Annotated in this window: 17 protein-coding genes; 4 read left to right on the top strand and 13 right to left on the bottom strand. The window is 46.2% G+C overall.

The annotated features are described in order from the left end of the window. Positions 1 to 106 precede the first annotated feature (106 nt). On the top strand, positions 107 to 2,980 hold the full coding sequence (locus tag QUB66_RS05795; RefSeq protein ID WP_333002714.1) for a zinc-dependent metalloprotease: 2,874 nt from the start codon (positions 107 to 109) through the stop codon (positions 2,978 to 2,980). A gap of 100 nt (positions 2,981 to 3,080) precedes the next feature. On the opposite strand, the gene QUB66_RS05790 is transcribed toward QUB66_RS05795, so the two are convergent. The 4 genes from QUB66_RS05790 to QUB66_RS05775 all read right to left on the bottom strand — a co-directional run bounded on the left by QUB66_RS05790 (position 3,081) and on the right by QUB66_RS05775 (position 6,884). Next, entirely contained in the window at positions 3,081 to 3,707 is a 627-nt protein-coding gene (locus QUB66_RS05790) for a hypothetical protein (protein WP_332966762.1), read from the bottom strand. 4 nt (positions 3,708 to 3,711) lie between these two features. Continuing rightward, positions 3,712 to 4,569 carry an ImmA/IrrE family metallo-endopeptidase gene (locus tag QUB66_RS05785; RefSeq protein ID WP_332966761.1) on the bottom strand — a complete coding sequence of 286 codons (858 nt, stop codon included), beginning with the start codon at positions 4,567 to 4,569 and terminating at the stop codon, positions 3,712 to 3,714. A gap of 290 nt (positions 4,570 to 4,859) precedes the next feature. Beyond that, complete coding sequence (locus QUB66_RS05780; protein WP_332966760.1) at positions 4,860 to 5,837, bottom strand: heme o synthase; 978 nt, start codon at positions 5,835 to 5,837, stop codon at positions 4,860 to 4,862. A 132-nt stretch (positions 5,838 to 5,969) separates the two neighbouring features. Next, a complete protein-coding gene (locus QUB66_RS05775; RefSeq protein ID WP_332966759.1) occupies positions 5,970 to 6,884 on the bottom strand; it encodes a COX15/CtaA family protein in 915 nt (304 codons plus the stop codon). A 429-nt stretch (positions 6,885 to 7,313) separates the two neighbouring features. On the opposite strand from QUB66_RS05775, the gene QUB66_RS05770 reads away from it, so the two are divergent. After that, the gene (locus QUB66_RS05770; RefSeq protein WP_265235447.1) at positions 7,314 to 8,747 is read left to right on the top strand and encodes an ABC transporter substrate-binding protein; all 1,434 of its coding nucleotides are present in this window, start codon (positions 7,314 to 7,316) and stop codon (positions 8,745 to 8,747) included. Positions 8,748 to 8,891: 144 nt separating this feature from the next. On the opposite strand, the gene QUB66_RS05765 is transcribed toward QUB66_RS05770, so the two are convergent. The 9 genes from QUB66_RS05765 to QUB66_RS05725 all read right to left on the bottom strand — a co-directional run bounded on the left by QUB66_RS05765 (position 8,892) and on the right by QUB66_RS05725 (position 21,739). After that, positions 8,892 to 11,393 (bottom strand): glycosyltransferase family 2 protein, encoded by a 2,502-nt coding sequence (locus tag QUB66_RS05765; protein ID WP_332966758.1) that lies wholly within the window; start codon positions 11,391 to 11,393, stop codon positions 8,892 to 8,894. A gap of 531 nt (positions 11,394 to 11,924) precedes the next feature. Further along, complete coding sequence (locus tag QUB66_RS05760; RefSeq protein ID WP_265235449.1) at positions 11,925 to 12,506, bottom strand: hypothetical protein; 582 nt, start codon at positions 12,504 to 12,506, stop codon at positions 11,925 to 11,927. Between the two features lie 160 nt (positions 12,507 to 12,666). After that, entirely contained in the window at positions 12,667 to 14,505 is a 1,839-nt protein-coding gene (locus QUB66_RS05755) for a CHAT domain-containing protein (RefSeq protein WP_332966757.1), read from the bottom strand. Between the two features lie 100 nt (positions 14,506 to 14,605). Further along, positions 14,606 to 15,745 carry a Gfo/Idh/MocA family protein gene (locus QUB66_RS05750; protein WP_332966756.1) on the bottom strand — a complete coding sequence of 380 codons (1,140 nt, stop codon included), beginning with the start codon at positions 15,743 to 15,745 and terminating at the stop codon, positions 14,606 to 14,608. Between the two features lie 205 nt (positions 15,746 to 15,950). Then, positions 15,951 to 16,910, bottom strand: a complete 960-nt coding sequence (gshB, locus tag QUB66_RS05745) for a glutathione synthase (protein WP_332966755.1) — start codon at positions 16,908 to 16,910, stop codon at positions 15,951 to 15,953. A gap of 67 nt (positions 16,911 to 16,977) precedes the next feature. Next, positions 16,978 to 17,241 carry a glutaredoxin 3 gene (grxC, locus tag QUB66_RS05740; protein WP_265235453.1) on the bottom strand — a complete coding sequence of 88 codons (264 nt, stop codon included), beginning with the start codon at positions 17,239 to 17,241 and terminating at the stop codon, positions 16,978 to 16,980. 304 nt (positions 17,242 to 17,545) lie between these two features. Next, on the bottom strand, positions 17,546 to 18,157 hold the full coding sequence (locus tag QUB66_RS05735; RefSeq protein WP_265235454.1) for a PEP-CTERM sorting domain-containing protein: 612 nt from the start codon (positions 18,155 to 18,157) through the stop codon (positions 17,546 to 17,548). A 450-nt stretch (positions 18,158 to 18,607) separates the two neighbouring features. Further along, positions 18,608 to 20,227, bottom strand: coding sequence for a GTPase HflX (gene hflX / locus QUB66_RS05730; protein ID WP_265235455.1), 1,620 nt, complete (start codon positions 20,225 to 20,227; stop codon positions 18,608 to 18,610). 282 nt (positions 20,228 to 20,509) lie between these two features. Further along, positions 20,510 to 21,739 carry an RNA-guided endonuclease InsQ/TnpB family protein gene (locus tag QUB66_RS05725; protein ID WP_332966754.1) on the bottom strand — a complete coding sequence of 410 codons (1,230 nt, stop codon included), beginning with the start codon at positions 21,737 to 21,739 and terminating at the stop codon, positions 20,510 to 20,512. 33 nt (positions 21,740 to 21,772) lie between these two features. On the opposite strand from QUB66_RS05725, the gene tnpA reads away from it, so the two are divergent. After that, positions 21,773 to 22,213 (top strand): IS200/IS605 family transposase, encoded by a 441-nt coding sequence (tnpA, locus tag QUB66_RS05720; RefSeq protein WP_332966753.1) that lies wholly within the window; start codon positions 21,773 to 21,775, stop codon positions 22,211 to 22,213. Positions 22,214 to 22,579: 366 nt separating this feature from the next. Then, the gene (locus tag QUB66_RS05715; protein ID WP_194011372.1) at positions 22,580 to 22,792 is read left to right on the top strand and encodes a chlorophyll a/b-binding protein; all 213 of its coding nucleotides are present in this window, start codon (positions 22,580 to 22,582) and stop codon (positions 22,790 to 22,792) included. The last annotated feature ends 226 nt before the right edge of the window (positions 22,793 to 23,018 follow it).

The raw sequence follows: 23,018 nt of genomic DNA, 5'->3' as shown, positions 1-23,018 counted from the left end.
CTTATGGTAAAGGCGGGTTCAGCAAGATTAATGATTGTTATTTCAATCATTAATCCTGGGATGCGACTATCTCAAAACAATTCTTTCCTGCAACTGGACACTGAACATGAAAAGATTAATTTTTTCTGAAAATAGCAGAAACAAACTGATTAAAAATCCCCGAAAAAATCTGCCTTTGATATTTTTTATACTATCTCTAGCATTTTTCCTGTTTAGTTTGTATAAAGGTTTATTTTTACCTTTTGCTTTATCAGCTCCGCCGCCCAACAAGGAACAAAGTACCGAACAGGAAGCTCTGCAACCCTTCGAGCAGGTTGTCAAAGACGCGCCAAAGTTAGAGGGACTATTTACACTTTACCGCAATCCAGCAACTAATAAAGTTTATCTGGAAATTAAACCGCAACAACTCGATAAAAAGTTTTTGTGTTTCGTGACATTAGCCTCTGGTTTGGGAGAAGGGGGCATTTTGAGCGGATTGCCGATCGGAGATTTCTTATTTCAACTGAGGCGCGTCCAGAATAACGTGCAGTTTGTCATACCGAATATCAATTTTCGCACCAGTGCGGGCGATCCGCAAGCGGGTTCGGTGGAAAGGGCATTTAGCGAGTCGATTCTCTATTCTTTGCCGATCAAAAGCATTCATCCGCAAAGGCAAACTCTGCTGATCGATTTAGGCGATTTGCTGATGAGCGACAAGCGCGATTTACCAGGGGTTAAAGCGATTTTGCCGGCGATTTTGGGGGCGGCTTACTCAATCGATGACGACAAATCTTATTTTAAAGATGTGAAAGCGTTTCCGCTGAATGTAGAAATTGCTTCTATTTACGGTTTTTCCAGCGATAATGACAGTGCTGTTAACTATTTACCTTCGATTCCTGACAGTCGCGCTTTTAACCTCCGCATTCACTACAGTTTCTCGGAAGTGCCACTGAATAACGGCTACCGCCCCAGACTTGCAGACGAGCGAGTGGGCTATTTTCTGACAGCATATAAAGACTTTTCTGACAACAGCGGCCGGGAGCCTTTTGTGCGCTATATCAATCGCTGGCATTTGCAAAAGCAAATCCCGACAGCGCCGCTGTCGCCTCCGGTGCAGCCCATTGTCTTTTGGATTGAAAATAATGTGCCTCTGGAATACCGAAATGCAATTCGCGAGGGGATTTTGGAGTGGAACAAAGCTTTTGAAAAGGCAGGTTTTACTGAGGCAATTCAGGTCAAACAAATGCCGGATAATGCTAAATGGGACCCGGCTGATGTCCGCTACAATACTATTAGGTGGTCGAGTTCTTTTGAGTCGGATTTTGCCGGACTGGGGCCGTCTCGCACTAACCCGCTGACTGGGGAAATTTTGGATGCTGATATTTTGTTGGATGCTAATATTGTCCGGCAAATTAAACAGGGATATCGGTCTTTGGTGGAACAAAATCGATCGCTAGGGAAGAGTTTTCAAGGGCGAAATGGCTCTAATACTAATCCCTGTCAGTTCGGGATGTATTCTCGCTATTTGCCGATGCTCGACAATGGGGATTTAGGAAAAAGCAGCGGGGAAAAGTCTCAAGGTGGAATTGCTGATGATTTACCGACTTTGGTGGAACGATATCAAGTGCAAAAGCGATCGCCTTTATCGCGCTTGATGTCGAGTTCTGATCTGTGCTTTGGGTTGGAATCGAGTCGGCAATTTGCGATCGGGGCAATGTCGATGTCGCTGTTGGACAATGCAGCGCCTAGCAGTCCAGCGATTGAGAATTATGTTAATGATTATATCCGATATTTGACTGCACACGAAGTCGGTCACACTCTCGGTTTGAAGCACAATTTTCACGGGAGCACGATGCTGCAACCGGAGGATTTAAACAATACTCAGGTAACTCGCACGCAAGGTATGGTGGCCTCGGTGATGGATTATGTGCCGATTAATTTGGCACCGCAGGGAACTGTTCAGGGTGACTATTATCCAACGATTGTAGGGCCTTATGACGATTGGGCGATCGAGTACGGTTACAAAGTTATGGGTGGCGTAAACCCCAACAGCGACTTACCAACGCTGCAACAAATTGCCAGTCGCGCGGGGGAACCGCAATTAGCTTATGCGCCGGATGAGGATACTGTTGACAATCTCGATCCCGCTGCCAATACCTTCGATCTCAGCGGTAATATGTTGAGGTATTCGCAATCGCAATTGGATAATTCTAGGGCGATGTGGAAGCGTTTAGAAAAGCGAATTCCGGTTGGGGAAGAGGGTTATAACGAACTGCGGGTGATGTTTGATTCGGTGTTCGGGTATTATTTTCACCAGGTGATGAATGCGACTTTGTATGTGGGGGGACAGTCGTTTAGTCGGATTCGCCCAGGAGATATCAATGGGAAATTGCCGTTTGTGCCGATCGAACTTTCGCAGCAACGAGAAGCTTTGGCTACCATTGACAAGTACGTATTTGCAACCGATGCGTTTAGTTTTGCGCCGGATTTGCTGAACAAGTTAGCACCTGCGCGCTGGGATCACTGGGGAAGTCCGGCTTTGGTGTTTCCTCTAGATTACCCGATCGGCGATCGAATTACTTTTATGCAGCGATTTGTGCTGCGAGTGTTGCTATCTCCGGTGCGGCTAACGAGGCTGCGGGATGCGGAGTTAAAATCATCGCCGGAAAGCGCTTTGAAGTTGCCGGAAATGTTTGATACCTTGCAAAAAGATATCTGGAAAGAGGTATTGCAGCCGGAAAAGAAGATCCAAATTTCGACTTTTAGGCGATCGTTGCAGCGGGAACATTTGGCGATTTTGATCGGCATGGTGCTGCGAAAAACTGGTGTTCCTGATGATGCGCGGACTCTGGCGTGGTATGAGTTGCGGCAGTTGCGGGAGGGTTTGAGCAAGAGTATTCGGAATTTGGACAGGAATGCGGATGCTTATACGCGGGCTCATTTGGAGGAAACGCGCGATCGCATTTCTAAGGTTTTGAATTCGCAGATTCAGTCGAATTAATTGGACTGATAATGTAAGGTACGCAATGTGCACCTTACGGTTATAATTGCGTGTCAAACCACTTTTTGCGTAATTCTTGTAGATGGCAGAACAGTTTAAGTCATCCGTCGTCTGTGAGTAATTGCTGCGTCTGATCGCGTAATTCTTCAACATATTTTTGGAGAATGAAAATTGTATTTTCTGCGGTTGATTTTGGCCCAGAACCAAAAGCGGCTTTCAGCGCTGTGTCGCATTCTCTAACAGGCACAATTTTTTCTCTTACTTCTTCAAATCCACAAGTTTTTATAACTCTTAAAATAACTTGCTCAAAACAAAAAACGCGCCGGGAATGACGCTGCTTAATTTCTGTTAAATTTGATGAAGCTAATGCTCTGAGGCATTTTTTGTCACCAGTTAGAATATAAAAGTCATTGACTGTTTTGGTAGTAGCAAAAAGTAAAGCTTCGCCGGCATCAATTCCTTCTAAATCATTTAAAGCTCCGAACTCAGCCGAGTGGAGAGCTTGTTCAATTGATACACAATTGCTGACAATTTCTATCCCTCGCTGTATTCCGACTTCGGTATATATTTTAGCGAGTTTGGTGCTATTTTTTTTAAACTTAAAAATTGCCGTGGGCAACACTCTGACATCAGCTTTAGTTAAATCAAAGCTGGTCAGCGCTTCATCAAAGAGATTACACGCTGCCAGCTTTAAGATTATATCATTGTCTGCAAAACAAATAGCCAAAATCCTAAACCACTCCTGTCACCAATTTCAAGTAATCTTGGCTGTCCTCATCCAAGCGTTCCCAGTCAATATTTTCCGCCATATAACCATTGATCAGTGCAGAAGCATTTGCTTGAGGTTCAATCCTCTTTAAAGCACCCAACCCTGCGGCCCAGTCTTTCATTTGCCAAGCATAATTTAAGGCTAATGCGCCAGGGTCTACTTGGTCTTGTTTGCCAATTTTTTGAACATATGTCGCCAATTGTATGGGTGACATTTTCGGTTGCCAGTGATATTTCTCAACTTCACCATAAAGCAGTTGACAGGCAAAATTATTCGCTTCATCTTCCTCTTTGTCTGATCCTTCTCGATCAATTTTTTCATCAATCAATATGCCTTCGCTGACGTGACCGCAGATGAGATGACCGAGTTCGTGAGCCAAGATAAAAAGTAGCCAAGCTGAAAAACGTTGAGACGAGCTAATGATTATTACCGGGCGTTTTTTTGCTCTTGATACCATACCGTCCATTTTGCAGACTTTTTTGGGGAAATCTGCAAAATGGACAACAGCTATGCCGTGCTGCCAGCAAAATTTGATTAAGCTTGTTAAGTTTACACAGCCATGATTTTCGATAATTTCTTGGCGAATTTTCCGGGTTTTCTCAGAAATATCTATCGAATTAGAAACAAACGCATAGTCAACCATTTCAGCAACGCGAATTGCTAAATTTTGGGCAACTAATAGACTTTTTTCATCAGTCCCTTGTCGCTTTTTAAATTTAGGACTATTAGCGCTTTTAAAAGTAATAGGAGCATCGGTTTGGAGCAGAGACGAAATATTTAAGCCTAACCGTTTGGCAATATATCCTGCTGCTTCAGTCACCGCCGCAGAATTACTGTCGAGTTCCGAGTCCCACCAAGTAGGAAGGGCTTGTTTTTGGATAAAGCTGCGTGTTAGTCCAATTTCTGACAGGCGGCTGTACAGGTCAGACATTTCTAGGTTTTTGAGCATTTGAGTCATGCTTTTATCCTCTTTTATTAGGATCTAACTTAATTATATCATCAAAAGGGTGTCTGAGCAAAAAGTATATGACGCTTGAAAATACAACTGCTACAAATAACAAAACCCGCAAGGTGCGGGATTCATTTTAATAATTGCTATTTAACTGATTCTTACATCACAACTGTACTAATCAAACTTTGCACATTTTGCACAACAGCAGTAGTAAAGTTATGAGTCGCAGGCAAACTGTCAACCACGATTCCCGCGCACAATAGCATCAGATACAGAATAGAGTATTTGAAGAGCGATCGCGCAACAATCTTATCCTCTGGAGTCTGCAACAGCAACCAAGCTTTTTGAGCAAAAATAGCACCGAGGAAAATCGCAGTACCCGCATACACCGGGCCGGCTAAATTCAGCGGATAGACTAGCAGCAAAGTTGCAGGAAGCATCAATAAGGTGTAAATCCAAATTTGGCGGGCTGTCTCTTCGTCGCCTTCAATTACCGGCAACATCGGTACGCCTACTCCCTCGTATTCGTCGCGAATCATCATTGCTAATGCCCAAAAATGCGGCGGTGTCCATAGGAAGATAATTCCAAACAGCATCCACGCACCCCAACTTAAATCTCCTGTCACCGCAGCCCAGCCAACTAGCGGGGGAATTGCGCCTGCTGCACCGCCGATGACGATGTTTTGCACGCTGTGACGCTTCAGCCAATGGGTGTAAATTAGGACGTAGAAAACGATGCCTGACATCGCTAGCAATGCTGCTAATAAGTTGGCAACTACTGTCAGCAATGTAAAGGATATTGTCGCTAGGGCGATCGCAAATATCAAAGCATCCCGCTTCTTAACTCGCCCCGAAGGAATCGGCCGCCACCGGGTGCGCTCCATGATATAGTCGATGTCGCTGTCGTAGATGCAATTGATTGTATTGGCGGAAGCCGAAGCTAAAGCGCCTCCGGTAATAGTTGATACCAGCAATAGCGGATCGACTTCTCCTTTGGCGGCCATCCACATTCCTGCTGAGGTGGTGATTAGCAGCAGTAAAATAATTCTGGGTTTTGTTAGTTGATAGTAACTTTTCACAACTTGCGAAAAGTTTTCGTGGAGGCGGGGCCTGTCGTTGGTAAGGATTTCTTGCATGGTTGTAAGCTGTTAGTAATTATTTGTGAATTCGTCATTAGTCATTAGGTTGGAGTGGCGGGTTTTACGATAAATATTTGATGTAGCTACAAGGATTAATAAACCCGCCGCCTCTTACTTTAGTCTTATCTCTCAAGCTGATAAAACTCGATCACGCCACGCTAGAACACTAAAAGCTACCAGGGTTCCCAGCAATGCTGCACCGACTGCTTGGTGCGCGACTGTCAGCGGTTCTACCTGAAGGTGCAGCCGGAAAGTTGCTAATCCTAGAACTAATTGAACAATCAGACAAACACTGGCTAAATTTCCTAATTTTCGCAAGCTTGAACTTAGTGCTGGTTGTCGCCAAGCCATGACTGATAATGCTAAAGTTGCTGCGGTAGCGGGTACGATGCCGGCGATGTGGCTGTTCATTACCGAACACAATTCTGACGAGCCCAAACATTGATGCAGCGCCCATCTAGAGCCTACTAATGCTCCTAGCAGGCTTTGTAGGTAAACTAACAATGCTGCGATCGAACTTACCCATGCTAATTTGTTTATATTGCCCGTAGCTTCGTAGGGAGTCAGCATAAAACCGATCGCTAGCAGGGCGCAAAAAAACAGTAAAGCCGTTCCCAAGTGAGCGGTAACGATGTCAAATCGCAGCAGTTGCGTCACAGTGAGGCCGCCCAAGACGCCTTGAAAAAGGATTAAAAATACAACCCCGGCGCTGGCGAGTGGCAACCACTTCGGTAGGCGGCTGCGGTAGAATACAGAAACTCCTAAAAGGGCGATCGCGCTTAAGCCAATTGCTGCTGCATCCAATCGGTGAAACCACTCTAGAAATACCTGCAAATTCATTTGCGCTGCGGGTATTAATTGACCGTAGCACAGCGGCCAGTCCGGGCAAGCGAGCCCCGCATTCATCACGCGCGTGGCGCTGCCTACAGCCATCAACAGCCAGGTTGCGATCGCAATTTTCCACACTAGGCCGCGGATAATATCTTTTGGCTGCCACTGCACTCCTGCTGCTGCTTTTGGCTGATTTAAAACTGAGTTTGCCATGAACTTTACCTTAGCCTTTGTTATCGATCGAGCTTAATTAAATATTGCGGTTTTGTTTTGGCTGAGCTTAGCCGAGCTTAACACTTGTTTTTTCTGACAATCTGTCATAATTCCTACCTTAGCGACTCTTTTATCTAATTAGTTTGTCTTTAGATATTTTTCAACTTTCCTGTTTATATTACAAAAGATTGCAGGATTTTTGCTAAACTTCAAAAAACTTTAATCTTTCACGCCAATCTTCGATGGTTTACAACTCCCCCACTGTCGGTATTTCGATCAAAAATAAAAATATAATTAAAAAAAAGCTAGTTAATGTATAATTGTGATAGGCGTTGAAAAGTGTTTAGATTCGTTTTTCTGCCTCCAGCCTCCAGCCTCCTGCCTCCTGAGTCGTTGAATCTAAAACCTAAAATCTCAAACTGTGCAGCCATGTCCCAAAAAAACGAAACCGCTGTTTTAGCATTATCGCTCCTAATTACGATCGGGCTAGCCGGCACAGGTATTTGGTGGCTGACAAGCCGCGGCGGCATCACTCCCGAAGCTTCATCACCCCAAAATCCGACAGTTTCCAAATCCCCGACGGAGAATTCCCCGCAGTCAGAGCAAGCAATCCAGCAGCGTCTGAGTGCCGGAAAAAAACTGCTAATTTCAGACAAAGCAACCACAAACAAACAAGCAGCAGTACAGGCTTACGCATCTGGCAACTACAACGCCGCTATTTCCGACTTACAAGCTTCACTGAAAACCAATCGCAACGATCCCGAAGCACTAATTTACCTCAACAACGCCCGCATCGGCAACCAAAAATCCTACACAATTGCCGCAGCAGTTCCCATTGGCGCCGATATCAATGGTGCTCAAGAAATTTTGCGGGGCGTTGCTCAAGCTCAAAATGAAATCAACCAAAGTGGCGGCATTAGCGGTACTCCATTAAAAGTGCTAATTGCTAACGATGACGACAACCCAGAGATTGCTTCGCAAATTGCCAGTGCTTTAGCAAATAATTCAGAAGTCTTAGGAGTAATCGGGCATTTTAGTTCAGATGCAACGCTAGCAGCCAGCAAGATTTACCAGCAAAATCAATTAGTAGCAATTTCTCCGATTAGTACGTCTGTGCAACTCTCAGGAATTGGCAGCAACATATTTAGGACAGTGCCGAGCGATCGATTTGCTGCGAATGCTCTTTCTCGCTATATGCTAACAAAATTACAAAAGAAAAAAGCTGCTGTATTTTTCAATTCTGCTAGCAATTATAGCAAATCTTTGAAAAGTGAATTCACGACTGCTCTTTATGGAGATGGCGGACAAGTAGTATCGGAATTTGACTTTGCTAAGGGCAATTTTAATGCTACCGAAAGCTTTAAAAGCGCGATCGCCCAGGGAGCAGAAGTGATTATGTTAGCCGCCAATACCGCCACGCTTGACCAAGCTTTGCAAGTAGTGCAAGTAAACGCCAAACGGCTACCGTTACTAGCAGGAGACGACGTTTATACTGCTAAAACACTGCAAATTGGTGGCGCAGGAGCAGCAGATATGGTGCTGGCTGTTCCTTGGCACATTCTCGCAGATCCGCAGTCAAGCTTTCCCCAAACATCCAAACAACTTTGGAATGCTGAAGTAAGTTGGCGCACAGCTTTAGCCTACGATGCGGCGATCGCCCTAATTGTCGGTTTAGGGCGCAATCCGACTCGCACAGGCATTCAACAAGCTTTATCGGCACCGGATTTTTCGGCAACAGGAGCATCGGGCCCGATTCGATTTTTACCTTCGGGCGATCGCAATCGAGCAGTTCAATTAGTAATTGTTAAACCGGGAAATCGCACCAGTTACGGTTATGATTTTGTGCCGATATCCGGTTTATGAATTGTATTGAACAAGGAAGAAAATACCTCTTGCAAAAATTACACACTCTCTTGAAATTATCGGTGTTGATCTGCGTTGATCTACCTTGCATCTGCGGTTGATTAATCAATCAAAGATTTATGCCAGAAGTCTAGCTAATTGGATCTAAACTTGCGAAACCCCGATCGGTCTAACTTGCCTGTTTCTCTCAAAAATAGCCCTCGGTTTCAAAGCAATTCTCAACAACAGCCACAGCGATCGCCATTCTCCGGGCGTTTCCAGCCGTTTCCACTGGCCGGGGCGACAGTAGAGCATTTCGATCAAACAGCGGTGTTGACTAATGTTTAGGCGATCGAACACAATTCGCACAGTCGGAAATTCCGCAAAACTGCACCCTGCTGCATCCCGAAGACTAGACTTCAAGTGAGATTTATCGCTAATCAACTCAATCTTAGCCACAGGAATCAAACATTTCTCTTCCATAATTTCCAGAGTCGCCGAGTCGCAATCAATCAAATGCTTGCCAAAACTAGCTTCGTTCAACTCCAGAATAGGCGACGGTAGGGATATCCTCGCTTTGACGGCCACGCTGCGAGCGATCGCTCTCATTTTACCATCCGATAAACTTGTCTCAACAGCATATTTGGGCAACATTTCTGCTGCGGCAAAACTCTGATTACTGCCTTTACCTTTCACCGCAAAACTCGGCCGTTCAGTCAAAGCCACTTCAGCGCCACTTTCCGAAATTACAGTCGTTATTCCCCAAAAACTTTCACCTCCCACATTCAACTGCACCACCCTGCGCAAATTGAACCATTCGTAAATGTCCGGCTTAGGAATATCCACCAAAATTAGCAGCGCAATTCCCAGCATCAGCAAGTTGTAAGCACTCCAAATCCAGCCCACACTCACACCTTTTAACAAATCAGCACTTGCTGATATTGCCTCCAAGCTGCCAACATTTTTAACTAAATGAATGTTTAAATTATGCAACAAACTGAATGCTGTAGCTGCGAATAAGATAATCAAAGGCCATCCCAAATTCCAGTTAAAACTAAAGCGATCGCTCGCAATTCCTTTGGGCGTTACCTTAAACCCTTTCTGAAAGGGATTCAGCATAGCACTCACCACCGCCACCGCTAAAGGAATACACTGCACGAACGAGTAAACATCGGAAAGCAAAGCCGATCGCGATTTGCGGTTCAGCCAAGAAAACACAGTAACTTGCACCAAATAGTAAGGCAGAAAAAAGTAGAGCAATTCCCGCGCATTTGTCCGCAAAGGAAGTACGCCGAGAAACGAATAAGCTAAAGGCATCAACAGAAATAAAACCCTGCTTAAACTGGTAAACCAGTGCAGCAATCCTTCCAGGTGACACAGCCTTTGTATTAATCTGAGGCCGCGAATCGTTAAAGGATTGGAATCAATAAAAAATGCTTGAAGCGTGCCTTGCGCCCAGCGCAGCCTTTGAGTTAGATGAGCTTCTATATTTTCAGCAGCCAAACCAGCACTCAATTTTTCATCTAAATAAACTAAACGATATCCGGTGGCTGACAGTCGAATTCCGGTAAAATAATCTTCGCAGACTGAATCTGTGACAAAGCCCCCCACTGTTTCTAGGGCGCTGCGCCTCATCACAAAAGAAGTGCCAGCACAAATTACGCTGTCGGCGCTGTCTTTGATGATTTCAATTTGCCTGTAAAATACTTCTTCTTCCGGCGCCAGCACATTTTCTAAACCTAAATTGCGGGCGATTGGATCGTGGTTGTAAAAGCTTTGCGGTGTTTGGACGAGGGCGATTTCGGAATTTTGAAAAAAGCCAACTGTTCTGGTTAAAAAGTTTTTAGTGGGAATGAAATCTGCATCAAAAACTACAATTAGTTCTCCATTTGTTAGGGTTGTTGCGTGATTGATGTTGCCAGCTTTGGCGTGACTATTATCGGGTCTGGTTATATACTTACATCCCAGTTCTTGGGCTAGCAATTTAATTTCAGGGCGCTTTGTATCGTCGAGCAAATATATTTGTTTGTTGGGATAATCTAAAGCTTGACAGCCGATGATAGTGCGCCTCAAAATAAAAAGCGGTTCGTTGTAAGTTGGAATATAAATGTCTACGGATGGGGCAAAGTTTCCCTCTGCAACTGCAACTGCCATGCGATCGGCTTCTCGATGCCTGTCTTTCATTCTCAGCATTAAATACAGTTGAAGGCTGCTGGTGAACACCATCAGCATTTCTAGGAAAAACAGCCCCAAACTAAAGATACCGTTGAGGGGGTCGCTTAAATTTAGGGTAACGAGCGATCGCCACAAAACGTAGCGAATGGTTAAAGCCAAAACTATTGCAACTACCACAGCCCGCGACCATTTCTGTGGTTGAGGCGAAATTTTTATTGCAACTAAAGCGGCCGAGACAAGGGCGAAAGTCGGCAATAACAAATAAATCTTGCTCGCATCGGGTACTTGCAGCCAGACAGGCGGGTTTTGCTGCCAAGTGTCGATTGTGGCAAAAATACCGCTGACAGTGCCTTCACCGCTAAACCAGGCGGAGGCGATCGCACCTGCGAAAGCAACCGACCCCAACACGACTAGCGTTGCCATCTGCACGCGCCCAATCCGCCCAAAAAAGCGGCGTTTTAAGTCTTGAAGGTCAAATCTTGAATTTGTCATAAAAGGTGAAATTCCCGATCGTGTTTGCAACAGTCAGGGTTTCCTGCTGTTCACTTCTTAATCCCGTTGAAAATTTCGACAGACCCCACTTAATATATTTATATTTTTTAACATTCTGACAATTTGATGATAGTTCACTTGCTTGCTGATGGCAAACTGCTCAGCAAGTCCAATCCAGGCCAAGTATAGCAACAGATCCTTGAGATTGCGTGCGATCGGAACAATACAATTGGTTTGTAGCACGGAATGCAAGTCCTCATCGAACTCTGCGGACTTGCATTCCGAACTATCAAACGCGATCGAACTCTGCGGATTTAAGTCCTCACTACAAACGTGTTATTCGCCTCTGTGCAGTTATTTCAAAAAAAAATAATCGTGTCTACAAATCAAATATGATTGCTATCTCAAACGATAGCAATCACTAGGGCTTAATAATTAGACGAATTTGACATCTAACTAAAGGTAGATAAATTTTATATTAATTTAAAAAGATTACCGCGATCGCAGCACAAAAACTTAGCCAACAAAAAACTAATCAGAAATTTCTAATTGCGAGATTGCATAGCGGGCGACAGCCAAACCAACTCTCGCCTGTTCTATTTCCGACAATTGGGCCCAAGGTCTTTTCGTCTCGATGACCACTTCCACCCCGGACGAATCAGCCTCTCGCATGGCATAAGCCAAAGGACGCGCCAACACCTGCAAATCTTCCTCAGCCCACTGAGGCAAAATATCTAACACGCACTCAACCATTTGGTCAGCTAAAGATTGATATTTAACAGTTGCGTTTTGGACGCTTTGAGCGATACGGGCCAGAAAATCTTGAGGAACGAGAGCAAATTTCTCGCGCAAAGACTTTTGCACGGCGCTAGAGAGCCAAACTTGTTCTAATTGCGCGAATAAAACTCCCGACTTCTGGGCAATATCGCTGTCGCTGAAGGAATCAAATAGTGCAAATTCCTGCTCTAGATCCGTCAAATAAGATTCTGATTCAAGCTGTGCAGGATTCCAGGGATAAGCAACATCAGTCTGAACGATTGTGGCGAGAAGCTCCATCTGGGCCTGAGGAAGCGAGTCGCGAAAATATTGAGAATCAGGAGATTGGGTAGCCATGATGTAATACCTAAGTGCTTCAAGGAAAATACAGAAGGGGGACTGTGCCAAGAGCTAGTTGCGAGCTGCCAGTGGTGAGTAAACTATTTTAACTTCCGACTTGAGACTCAACGCCCAGAACTTTGCTGTGCCGATCGCCTTCATTAGCTACACGCGCACCTTAATTGGTTCCGCAATCAGTCTCACTGTAGCCCGAAGTTTGTGGAACCTCAATAGTGAACTCAAAAATCTGACCTTGAGAACTACCAAATTTTAGCTGAGTGCCCGATTGCAGCAGCAGTTCTTGGTGGTGAACTCTCACCCATCCCTCCGGCCCCAAAACTAGAGTCCCGTAGCGAGAAAAATCGCGCAGGAAGTAGCTAGATTCGCCCCGGCTATCTCCGATACTGTTGCGACAGAAAATCTCGGCGTGTTTTTGAGAAACCCACTGTTCTCGAATCACTACGTCGTTTTCTTCCCAACGGCCGACTCGAACCATACCAGCGCTAATCGGCCAAACCTGATTCGCCGATTCGGTAGATTTGACATTTGGTCGATCGCGCCCCCGCAAGTAAGCACAAGACGGCAAACGTCCCAGCCAAGTAGAAGAATTCAAAGGCAATTCAGTTTTGAGATCATCTACCGGTTCAGTCAGTTGACCGTCAAACTCCGGGTGCATATACAGTACGGGCAGCGTCCAAGCCGGTTGATTGAACTTGTACAGTGTCAGTAGCTGCTGTCTGGCGATGGCGACGGCGCGATCGATCGACATCCGCCCGGCCAAAGCTCGAGCAAAAGTTTGGATAAAACTCAGGGCTTCGCGATCGGCGATCGAGTCCCGCATCCCCAACACCGCCGGCACCCCGTGATGAATCAGTACCTCAGCCAAACTGCTACGGGCGATCGCCTGTTGCTGGCTGTTATTTAAATGCAGCCTCTCCACCGCCGGCTGAGCTCCCCAACAGGCATTAAACACCGCCAGAGTCACGCGGCATCGAACCAAAACCTGAGCCAATTCAGTACCGTTAATCACGTTATCCGGGCCCAAAAATAGCAAACCGCCGTCGGGGCCCGGTATCCCGTGACCGGCGTAGAACAGGATGTTATAAGCTTGCGTTTCCAGCCGAGAAATTAGTTCCGCCGGAGTAGGTTCGATCAGAGTATCGACGCGAGTGGGAACGCTGATGTCAAAATATTTGCCACTATCATCGGTTTGAAAAGCACTCTTGAGAACGCCAGCTAGGACAACTGCTTCTGCTTCCAACTGCAAATGATGGTTGTTGCCCCTGGAAGATTGAGAATTAGCACCGTAGCCTGGTTCTGCTTGTCCCAAAACTAGCAAAATGTTTAGCGAATCGGCAGGACGCAGGGGCGGCAAAGGCTCAACATTGCTGGTAGTGCGGCTGAAAAGCAGTTGCTGCGACAGAGAAATTGCGGGTTGACCGGCTTGAGGCTGCATAATTTCCCAAGGCAAAGAAATTAAATAGGGTTCGCGCAAATCTATCCGCACTCGCAGGGGTAGATTTTGCCCGATCGCGATACCTTTACTTTCCTGGAGACTACCCTGGATCGGCCCTTCAAACAGCCACTGCCAGAGGTTAATCCCCAACTGCTGCATCAGGCGGCTGCTGTAGCTTGCAGGTGGCTGTGACGGGTTCTGCTCACCCCTCTCCAATAACCCCCCTTGACCGAGACGGAGCGGCACAGGGGGCATCGGTGGGAGTGACTGTAGGGAGTTAGGGGTTCGTTTTTCAATTTCTGCCAGTAGATTCTGGTTGTTTTCCGGCGAGACGAAACTGCCATCAGGATTTAGGGGCAATTCGTGAATTGTCCCGGAGGGCGAAAACATTTCCTGCCAAGCTTTCCAAGATTGGGATAGGGCAAGCGGCCACATACAGTCGTGGTGAACGTACCCGCTGGGATAGGGAGCTTGTAGAACCCAAGTGGCAAAATGGTTTGCCCCAGCGGTTCTCAGGCGAGCGATCGCTATACTGAGGCAAGGACTTTCAGGGCGCGCCATTCACAACTCTGGATATAAGGGTGATCGAGTTTCTCTATTAGTAGTTTATCGGGTTTGGGGTGCGATCGAGCGCGAGAGATTACTTGATAAGTTTTTAATTTTACTTACTGCCCAAAAATTTCTCTAACTTTGGTACATCCACCCAAGTTCCCGTAGCATTTGACTCCTGAGTCAAATCCATCAACAACTGCGAGTAAACCCCTTCTTTGAGCGACGGTATCAAAGATTTCCCCGCATCAATTGATTCCACCCACCTATCTACTACTCGAATAAACGGTGCAATTCTCCCGTCTGGATAAACTTGAGGAAACTCCAATCTTTGAGGAATTTTAATTTCAGCTAAAGGTTCTCCAGCTTGGGAACCCCACAAACGAAATCCGTGGACGTAATCCTGCTGATTGTCGCTTCCCAACACCAACGTACCCTTACTCCCGTAAATTTCGATCCAATGTCCCCGCCCTTGATAAGTAACAGAACTCAAACAAACTTGACAAGGCGTTCCCCCGGCCAATTCCAACATCAACGTGCAAGAATCATCAGCATCAACAGGTTTTAAATTTCCCGAATCATTCGGATCCGGCCTGGCAGAAATTCCTGTGATCAATTGCCCAGAAAGCCTCTGCACAGGGCCGAACAGCCAGCTAAGATAATCAAAAACGTGAGAACCTGTCGCGCCCAAAACTCCGCCGCCTCGCTCTTTTTGCGCGTACCAATTCCAAGGGCGAGTAGCATCAGCGCGGCCAGACACCAACCAATCAATCTTAATTAAACGGTTTTCTCCGACATATCCTGCTGCTAATAATTCTGCTAGCATTTGCCATGCGGGGATGAACCTAAACTCAAAGTCCATTGTGGCAATTGCTCTCGAACCACTATTTTGAAAATCGGTTTGAGATTCGCTGTTTGCTAATCGGTAAAGTTCCCTAGCTTCATAAGCTGTCAGGGCTGTCGGTTTTTCTAATAATAAATGTTTGCCTGCTTCTAAGACGGTTTTTGCCATTTCAAAGTGCAAAAATGGCGGTGTAGAAATGCTAACGCCCGCTACTTCTGGGATGGCGACTATATCTGCGATCGAGTTGCAAGCGTAGGGGATATTGTGGGCGGTGGCGATCGCCTGAGCTTTGTCTAAATTCCGGTGGTAAACAGCCACAACCTCAGTTCGGTGATGTGCCTGGAATCCGGGAAGGTGCACTTTTTGACCGAAACCTGTACCGACTACTGCAACGCCTATTTTTGACATAATTTAATTATTGGGAATTGTTAATTGTTGACTGTTGGCAGTTGGCAGTTGGCAGTTGGCAGTTAGTTGTTAGTTGTTATTTGTTAGCTGCCACCAATAACTAATGACCAATAACTAATAACTAATAACTAATAACGACTAATCAATGACTACTGACTACTGACTACTGACTACTGACCACTGACCACTGACTACTGACTACTGACTACTGACTAACTACCCATTCAATTACTTGTTTGCCCAAACTAACGCCGTCAAACAAGTCAATTTCTCTGATCCCTGTAGGGCTGGTGACATTAACTTCGGTGAGATAACCGCCGATGATATCAATGCCGACAAAGTACAGCCCGTCTCGTTGCAGCACCGGTTCTAGCTGAGTGCAAATTTGATATTCGCGATCGGTAATTTCGGTTTTTGCGACTCGGCCACCGACGGCCATGTTGCCGCGAAATTCATTGCCGGTGGGAATGCGGTTAATAGCACCGATGGGCTGGCCGTTCAAGAGGATGATCCGTTTGTCTCCGTCTTTGGCTTCGGGCAGATATGTCTGAACCATGACTGGGATTTGCCCTTGTTGAGTGCTAATTTCGACTAGGGAGTTGAGATTGCGATCGCCCGCCTCCAAGAACAAAATCCCCTCGCCAGCTTTACCGCCCAAGGGTTTAAGAACTGCGGCTCCTTTTTTCTCAACAAATTGCCGAATTACCTGCTTATTTTGAGAAACAATGGTTTCGGGGATCGCTCCTTCAAATTGCAAAGCATACATTTTTTCATTCGCCGCCCGCAATCCTTTGGGACTGTTAACGACCAAAGTTTTAGCGGGATCGATGCCGTCTAGAAGGTAAGTTGCGTAGAGGTAAGGAACGTTGACTGGGGGATCAGTCCGCATGAATACTGCGTCCATTGCTTCGAGTGGCTGCAATGTAGGCGGTTCTACTTCGTACCAAGCCTCAGCAGCCTCCCAGCGTCCCTCTACCTGTGTTACTGGGGTGAGTGTTACCTGACTGAGCATTGCCCAGGTTTTACCACAGATGACGCTTAATTCGTTGGCTTGAGTCGCCCACACTTCGTGACCCAACTGTTGAGCTGCTTCCATCAGCGCTACGCTGGTATCGTGTCCTGGAATTAGTCGATCAAGCGGATCGATGATGAATGCAAATTTCATGGTCAGTTACAATTAAAAATTGATCGAAGGAAAATTTGGGAAAATTCAAAATTCCACGGGGAATGCCTCATGTTGCCGCTAGCAGCGGATCGAGCAGGCCTTGAGCATCTAATTCGTGCATTTCGTCGCAGCCGCCTATGTGTTGGTCGTTGATGAATATCTGGGGCAGGGTGCGGCCTCCGTTGGCTCGATCGGTCATTTTATCGCGTGCTGCTGTATCTCCGTCGATCGCGTATTCTGTAAACTCAACCCCTTTTCGCTTCAGCAGTGCTTTGGCACGAATGCAAAACGGGCAGGTTCTCCAAGTGTAAATTTCTACTTTAGGTATCATCGGACGCTCACACAATAACAATATTTTTTTATTGTAATCTTAACCAATCTTATTTTAATTTTTATATAGAGCAACCGCGCCCGACGGTTACAAAGTTCTCGGATTGCACTTTCCCCATGCAATCTAGGGCTTTTAATTTCCTGGCGTTCAATCGCTAAACTATTCTTCCTTCTGCTCCAGTTACACGCCGCAAGCTGTAAGGTAATTATCTATACATTTTTGGTGGTTTTATCTAAAAAACAAAAAAACACTCGCGCTTCAAAAAACGGAGAGATGTTGAAAACAAGCAGCAGCTTGAGCCTGCTTACCGTTGCTGACCGACCTGCTTGTTTCGTTTTCTGGCGGAACAGATAATTCCTGCGCCTGTCAGTAAGAGTGCTACCACAGTACCTGGTTCTGGGATAGTTGTTCTCCTGATGACGGGTGGGTTGTAGTTTGGCAATATCGGCTTGGGCACTGGTAAAATCAGCGGAGGCACTACGGGCGACGCGATCGGTTGTTGTGGTATGACCGGTATTTCCGGTGCGGTTAATAGTGGTATCTCGTCTACTGTTGGTGATGGTGATGGTGATGGGACTACCGGGGGTGTCTGCACCACGGGCTCTACTATTAGAGGGGGTGGTGATTGGACTGCCGGCACTACGGGTTCTATTATCGGTATCGGCGTTGCGAATGGAACTGCCTGCGCTTCCGGTACCGCGTCTCGCACAGGTGCTTGTGATGCCGGTACTGCGTCTCGTAAGGTTGTTGGTGATTGGGGGCTGGGGGAATTATCAGGCACGCAGGCACTTGAATAGTTTCCGGGCCCGCACACATCGATTGCTGCTGAAGCCGGAGGGGCGGCAGCTAGATAGTAGAACCCTGTTGCCATTGTGGCAGAGAGTCCAATTGCTAGTTTTGCCAGTGGCGTACACATAACTATTTAGTTAAACAGTGGTAAAATCGCAGAATTGAAATAGTGCTAGAGATTAGCGATGCACGGCGGGCATAGATTTTAGAGTTCTTACCATAAGTTGATGTTTTCTCTCCCGGACGCCTGTAAAATATAGTATAGCGCTTGAGGCGATCGCCCAAACACTTTGATCTTATTTTTTTCACCCTACTCGCGTAGCGTGGTTTGCACCGTCTGGCAACATCTTTTGGCAACCTCTCAACCAACAGCCCTTACAGCCATTAACCAAGAGAGTTTTTACATTGACCGCCTGAAGTTAATTATGTAACCGATCGCCAACTAGCTCTGCTGTATTCTAATTAGCAATCCACAATCTGACTATTCTTTTATAATCTCATGGTTCGACGAGATCTGTCCTCAGTATATGTACGTATATTCCCGACTGTCAACTACTTAAAAGGAATATTTAAGTATTTACCGAGGGTAGAGGGCGTATTGAATGAGCTGCGCTAGTCGATCGCGGAGAGTTTCCATTCCGAGACCTTTGGCGGCCGAGATAAATACGGCTTGAGGAAACTCTTCTCGTGCTAGGGCGAGAGTATCTTCATCTACGGCATCGATTTTGTTAAAAACTACAAGGGCTGGCCCGGGAGTTACGGGCATATCTGTCAAAATATTCATGACCGATCGAATTTGGCTCTGCCACGCGGGATGGGAGAGATCGACCAGGTGCAGCAAAGCATCTGCGTCAGTAACTTCTTCGAGGGTAGCCCGAAAAGCGTCGATCAAGGAGGGGGGCAGTTCGCGAATAAAGCCCACTGTATCTGTGAGGACGATCGACAAAGGTTCTCCAGTGACAGCGCTCTGAATCGTCAGCTTTCTGGTGGTGGGGTCGAGGGTGGCAAATAACTGGTCGGCGGCGTAGACCTCGGAATTGGTGAGCAGGTTGAGCAGAGTCGATTTACCGGCGTTTGTGTAGCCGACGATCGCGACTGAGGGTACGTCCATGTGGTGCCGGTTCTGCCGCAGCCGGAAACGGTGAGCAAGCAGTTGATTGACTTCTTGCTGCAATCTTGAAATGCGTTTGGCGATCGTCCGCCGTTCGGTTTCTAGTTTAGTTTCCCCAGGGCCTCTGGTACCGATGCCGCCGCCCTGTTTTGACATTGCCTGACCGCGACCTCTGAGCCTGGGCAGGGTGTATTGTAGCTGAGCGAGTTCGACTTGCAATTTACCTTCGCTCGATCGCGCTCTTTGGGCAAAAATGTCGAGAATCACCTCAGTGCGATCAACTACCCGGATACCGATCTGAATTTCCAAGTTCCGTATTTGTGCGGGGGACAGGTCGCGATCGAATACCACGAGGTTAGCGCTAATCGTTTGAGCGGTAAGGGAAATTTCTTGAATTTTGCCTTCGCCGACGACTGTCTGCGGGTGGGGGCTCGATCGCTTTTGACGCACTGTTTGCAATACCTGACCCCCGGCACTTTCCACCAGCCGGGTGATTTCTGCGAGTCCGTCCTCAAAATCCAGTAGAGTCATGTGCTGAGTCATCACACCCACCAGCAGCACTTTATCTTGGTCTGCATCAACCTGCTTAGCTACAAACTCTGCTTGAAAATCTGCTTCGAGTCCTTCCACCAACTCCAGAAAGTCTTGATCTGCGAGGTCGTCCAAACTCAGAGGTTCTGATATTTTCCAGGGAAAGTTTTGAGTTTTGGTTGGTGATTTTTGAATTACAGGTTCTTCTATTTCCTCAGTCTCATCAGTTGAAGCTGGTTCTAACTTAGCGCTCAAAACAGAGAACTCAAAATTTGGCCGGTCTCCCTGGGGTATCAGGTGAACGAGATAAGTTTCTTTGATGTAACCTGTCGCACCGCCGCCGCGACGCTGAAACCCTCCGCCGGTCAGCGTCAGCCACACTAGGGCGTCTAGGCGCTGAATTGCCATTGCCGTGAGTGCTGCTTCGCTGGGTATTTCTGGCTTGAGGTGGGTGGCGATGCAGCGAATGCCGCTGAGGCGACCTCCCCCGTAGCGGGGCAATTCTAGGGGCGCAATCTGGGTTTGGCGGGGTGTACCGACACCGACGCGAATCACTTGTCCGCGACGGTTGATGTAGGTGCAGATTGGCTTGTCGATTTCGGTGCTGATGGCTGCGATGCGCTGGGCGAATTCTGCCGTGGTGATGCGATCGCCCGGTAGTCGCTGGTGGTAAAGCTTTTCGAGTTGTTTGAGCTGGCTAGATTTTAAACCCTGAAGATTGCCGTAGATGGTTTCGATAACTGTTTCTCCCGATCGCTCTGTTTATTTCCTATTTTAGTTAACTCTGGGGCGATCGTGTTCTCGTTGGCAGTTAAAATTTAGTGACGACTCCCAGCCCTAACTCGCGGACGAGTATAGGGTGGGCTTCTGGGCTAATCCTGCGTCTGCATCGGAAACACGCTGAGCTTTATTGACTGTCCGCCCGACAGCCAAGTTCTTAACATTAATCGCGGCATTTACATCCCGATCCAATTCGAGGCCGCAAACATGGCAACTATGCCACCTGTCGGCAATGGTTTTAGGGATGCGAGTACCACAATTAGAACAGTTTTGGGTAGTACCATTTGGATTCACAGCTATAGCTAATTTGCCAGCACTTTCGGCCTTGCAAACCAGAATATCGAGGAATTCACTCCAACCAGCATCTAGGATCGATTTTGCCATCCTAGTTTTTGCCAAACCTTTCACATTCAAATCTTCAAAGCCAATCACATCATACTTGTCGAGTAATTGCTTTGCAGCTTTATAATGAAAATCTTTACGTTGCCTTGCAATATGCAGATGATGTTTAGCAAGACGCTTAACAGCCTTCCGTCTACGATTACTGCCTTTCTTTTTACGAGCAACAGCCTTATTTCGGAGCTTTTTATCGCTCTGGGCAATCCTGGCAAACTGAGGAATAGGCACTGTCTCAGCATCACTGGTAATCAAGAAATCCTTCAGTCCCATATCAATACCAACAGCATTATCAAGATTGACATCGAGGTTGATTGTGGGCACTGTGACATCTTGTAATGTCAGCACAACATAATAGCCATCGGCATTCTTGACAATTTGAGCAGTTTTGATTTTAAACCCATCAGGGATGGGACGATGCAGAATTATCTTCACATCACCGATTTTCGGTAAAGTAATGCGATTAGCTTTGATGCAGTCTTGCTGCATCTGAGTATAGGTAAAGCTGTGATATTTACCACGCCCTTTAAATCTAGGTTTGCCAGAGTGCTTGCCAGATTTATCAACCTTGATATATCGGTCAAAAGCTTTTTTGACCCTCTCAATGCAATTCTGTAAAACCTGAGAATGAATTGATTTGTACTCATGGAATAGCTGTTTGGTATTGAGTAAATCTCGCTTTTGCCAGTAATAATCAGGCTGTTCGACTATGGGAGCGATACTGCATGACACAAGAGAGCATGAATTAATAGGACTACGAGTGGACTCATACCAGTTAAAACGCTCTGACAGTCTATAGTTGTACTGCATGCGCAACAGATTTAGCCACTGATCAATTTGACGAGCTTGGGCTTTTTTGGGGCGTAATTTGTACTTGTAGGCTGTGATCATAATATCAGTGTAGCCTAAAATGGATACGGTGATATGAAAGATGATTTTATTTCTAGCGGGAGGTGTGTCTCAGATTTAAAAGCTCACTTGGTTTTGACTACCAAATATAGGCGTAAAGTTTTTACAGGACAGATGATCGACAGGTTGTCTGAAATATTGACTGATTTATGCACAAAGTGGGGCTGTAAATTAGTTGAGTTCAATGGTGAAGAGGATCATATCCATCTGTTATTTCAATACTTGCCCCAGATGGAATTACCGGAATTTGTTGGTAATTTAAAATCTGTTTCCAGTCGCAAGATTAGAGAAGAGTTTGCTGATGAAGTGAAAAAATATTACTGGAAAAGTGTTTTGTGGAATGAGTCATATTTTATTGCGTCTTGTGGCGGTGTCACAATTTCTGTACTTAAGAAATATATTGAGCAACAAGATACTCCCGAAAATAGTCCATCTGCGGGGCATCGAACCCCTTGATGGACGGCGCACATCCCGTCACTCAACGGAGTACCGTGTTTGGTGCGGGGCTTTCGCTTCTTAGAAGCTAAATCTTCTTGCCTCTAGGATCTCGCGGATTCAGTATTGTCGAGTCACCAGCGCGGGTGTTTGTCGCTGCGGGGCGATCGAGCCTGTCACAACAGCCATCTCAACTTGGAGTTGTCTTTAGTATCTACCCATACAGAATAGCGGTAAAACAATCTATTTTAACAAAATTTAACACGAAATTGTAGGTTTCAGAATCCTCCTTTAGACTTGTGTGTATCTTGAGCCTAGAGACAGATAGCAAACTAAAAATTAAGTCGCTACTATGATAAGCGAAACATTGTTAAGGAATGTAAAAACATGGAAACTCGTCCTACTAACGTACCGACAACCACTAATGCCTACAACGGCAAAGATCGCAATGCCTTTTTGTTTGGCTTCAACCCGCAAGCAGAACTTTGGAACGGCCGCTTAGCGATGATTGGTTTCTTAGCTTATTTGCTTTGGGACATGGCTGGATATAGTGTTCTGCGCGACATACTTCACTTTCTGCCTACCTATATCGCTCGTTAATAACGAGCAGCCTTTCCTGTCTGGCAGCTTCAATAAATGCCGCAACTGCCAGACAGGCTAAAAGTTACAGATGGCAGCGAGTAGCATTGGGTGTCTTTGTATCTTTCGTTACTTTTGAATGGCATTAAAAGACTTCTTACTGTGATTCGATGATTGCGGGTGGGGGCGAGGTCGCTGGCGCGGTAAATATTGAGAGCAAAACAGATATTTATTGCGTCAAGCCGAT

Origin of the sequence: Microcoleus sp. A2-C3, assembly GCF_036706065.1 — a bacterium.
In the GTDB taxonomy this organism is placed as follows: Bacteria; Cyanobacteriota; Cyanobacteriia; order Cyanobacteriales; family Microcoleaceae; genus Microcoleus.
This window is presented reverse-complemented; position numbering and strand designations above follow the sequence as displayed.

Excerpts from the sequence above, each read along its gene's own strand:
- QUB66_RS05795 (WP_333002714.1), top strand. The coding sequence starts at position 107 with ATGAAAAGATTAATTTTTTCTGAAAATAGCAGAAACAAACTGATTAAA.
- QUB66_RS05780 (WP_332966760.1), bottom strand. The coding sequence starts at position 5,837 with ATGCAAGAAATCCTTACCAACGACAGGCCCCGCCTCCACGAAAACTTT.
- QUB66_RS05775 (WP_332966759.1), bottom strand. The coding sequence starts at position 6,884 with ATGGCAAACTCAGTTTTAAATCAGCCAAAAGCAGCAGCAGGAGTGCAG.
- QUB66_RS05770 (WP_265235447.1), top strand. The coding sequence starts at position 7,314 with ATGTCCCAAAAAAACGAAACCGCTGTTTTAGCATTATCGCTCCTAATT.
- QUB66_RS05765 (WP_332966758.1), bottom strand. The coding sequence starts at position 11,393 with ATGACAAATTCAAGATTTGACCTTCAAGACTTAAAACGCCGCTTTTTT.
- QUB66_RS05760 (WP_265235449.1), bottom strand. The coding sequence starts at position 12,506 with ATGGCTACCCAATCTCCTGATTCTCAATATTTTCGCGACTCGCTTCCT.
- QUB66_RS05755 (WP_332966757.1), bottom strand. The coding sequence starts at position 14,505 with ATGGCGCGCCCTGAAAGTCCTTGCCTCAGTATAGCGATCGCTCGCCTG.
- QUB66_RS05750 (WP_332966756.1), bottom strand. The coding sequence starts at position 15,745 with ATGTCAAAAATAGGCGTTGCAGTAGTCGGTACAGGTTTCGGTCAAAAA.
- gshB (WP_332966755.1), bottom strand. The coding sequence starts at position 16,910 with ATGAAATTTGCATTCATCATCGATCCGCTTGATCGACTAATTCCAGGA.
- grxC (WP_265235453.1), bottom strand. The coding sequence starts at position 17,241 with ATGATACCTAAAGTAGAAATTTACACTTGGAGAACCTGCCCGTTTTGC.
- QUB66_RS05735 (WP_265235454.1), bottom strand. The coding sequence starts at position 18,157 with ATGTGTACGCCACTGGCAAAACTAGCAATTGGACTCTCTGCCACAATG.
- QUB66_RS05725 (WP_332966754.1), bottom strand. The coding sequence starts at position 21,739 with ATGATCACAGCCTACAAGTACAAATTACGCCCCAAAAAAGCCCAAGCT.
- tnpA (WP_332966753.1), top strand. The coding sequence starts at position 21,773 with ATGAAAGATGATTTTATTTCTAGCGGGAGGTGTGTCTCAGATTTAAAA.
- QUB66_RS05715 (WP_194011372.1), top strand. The coding sequence starts at position 22,580 with ATGGAAACTCGTCCTACTAACGTACCGACAACCACTAATGCCTACAAC.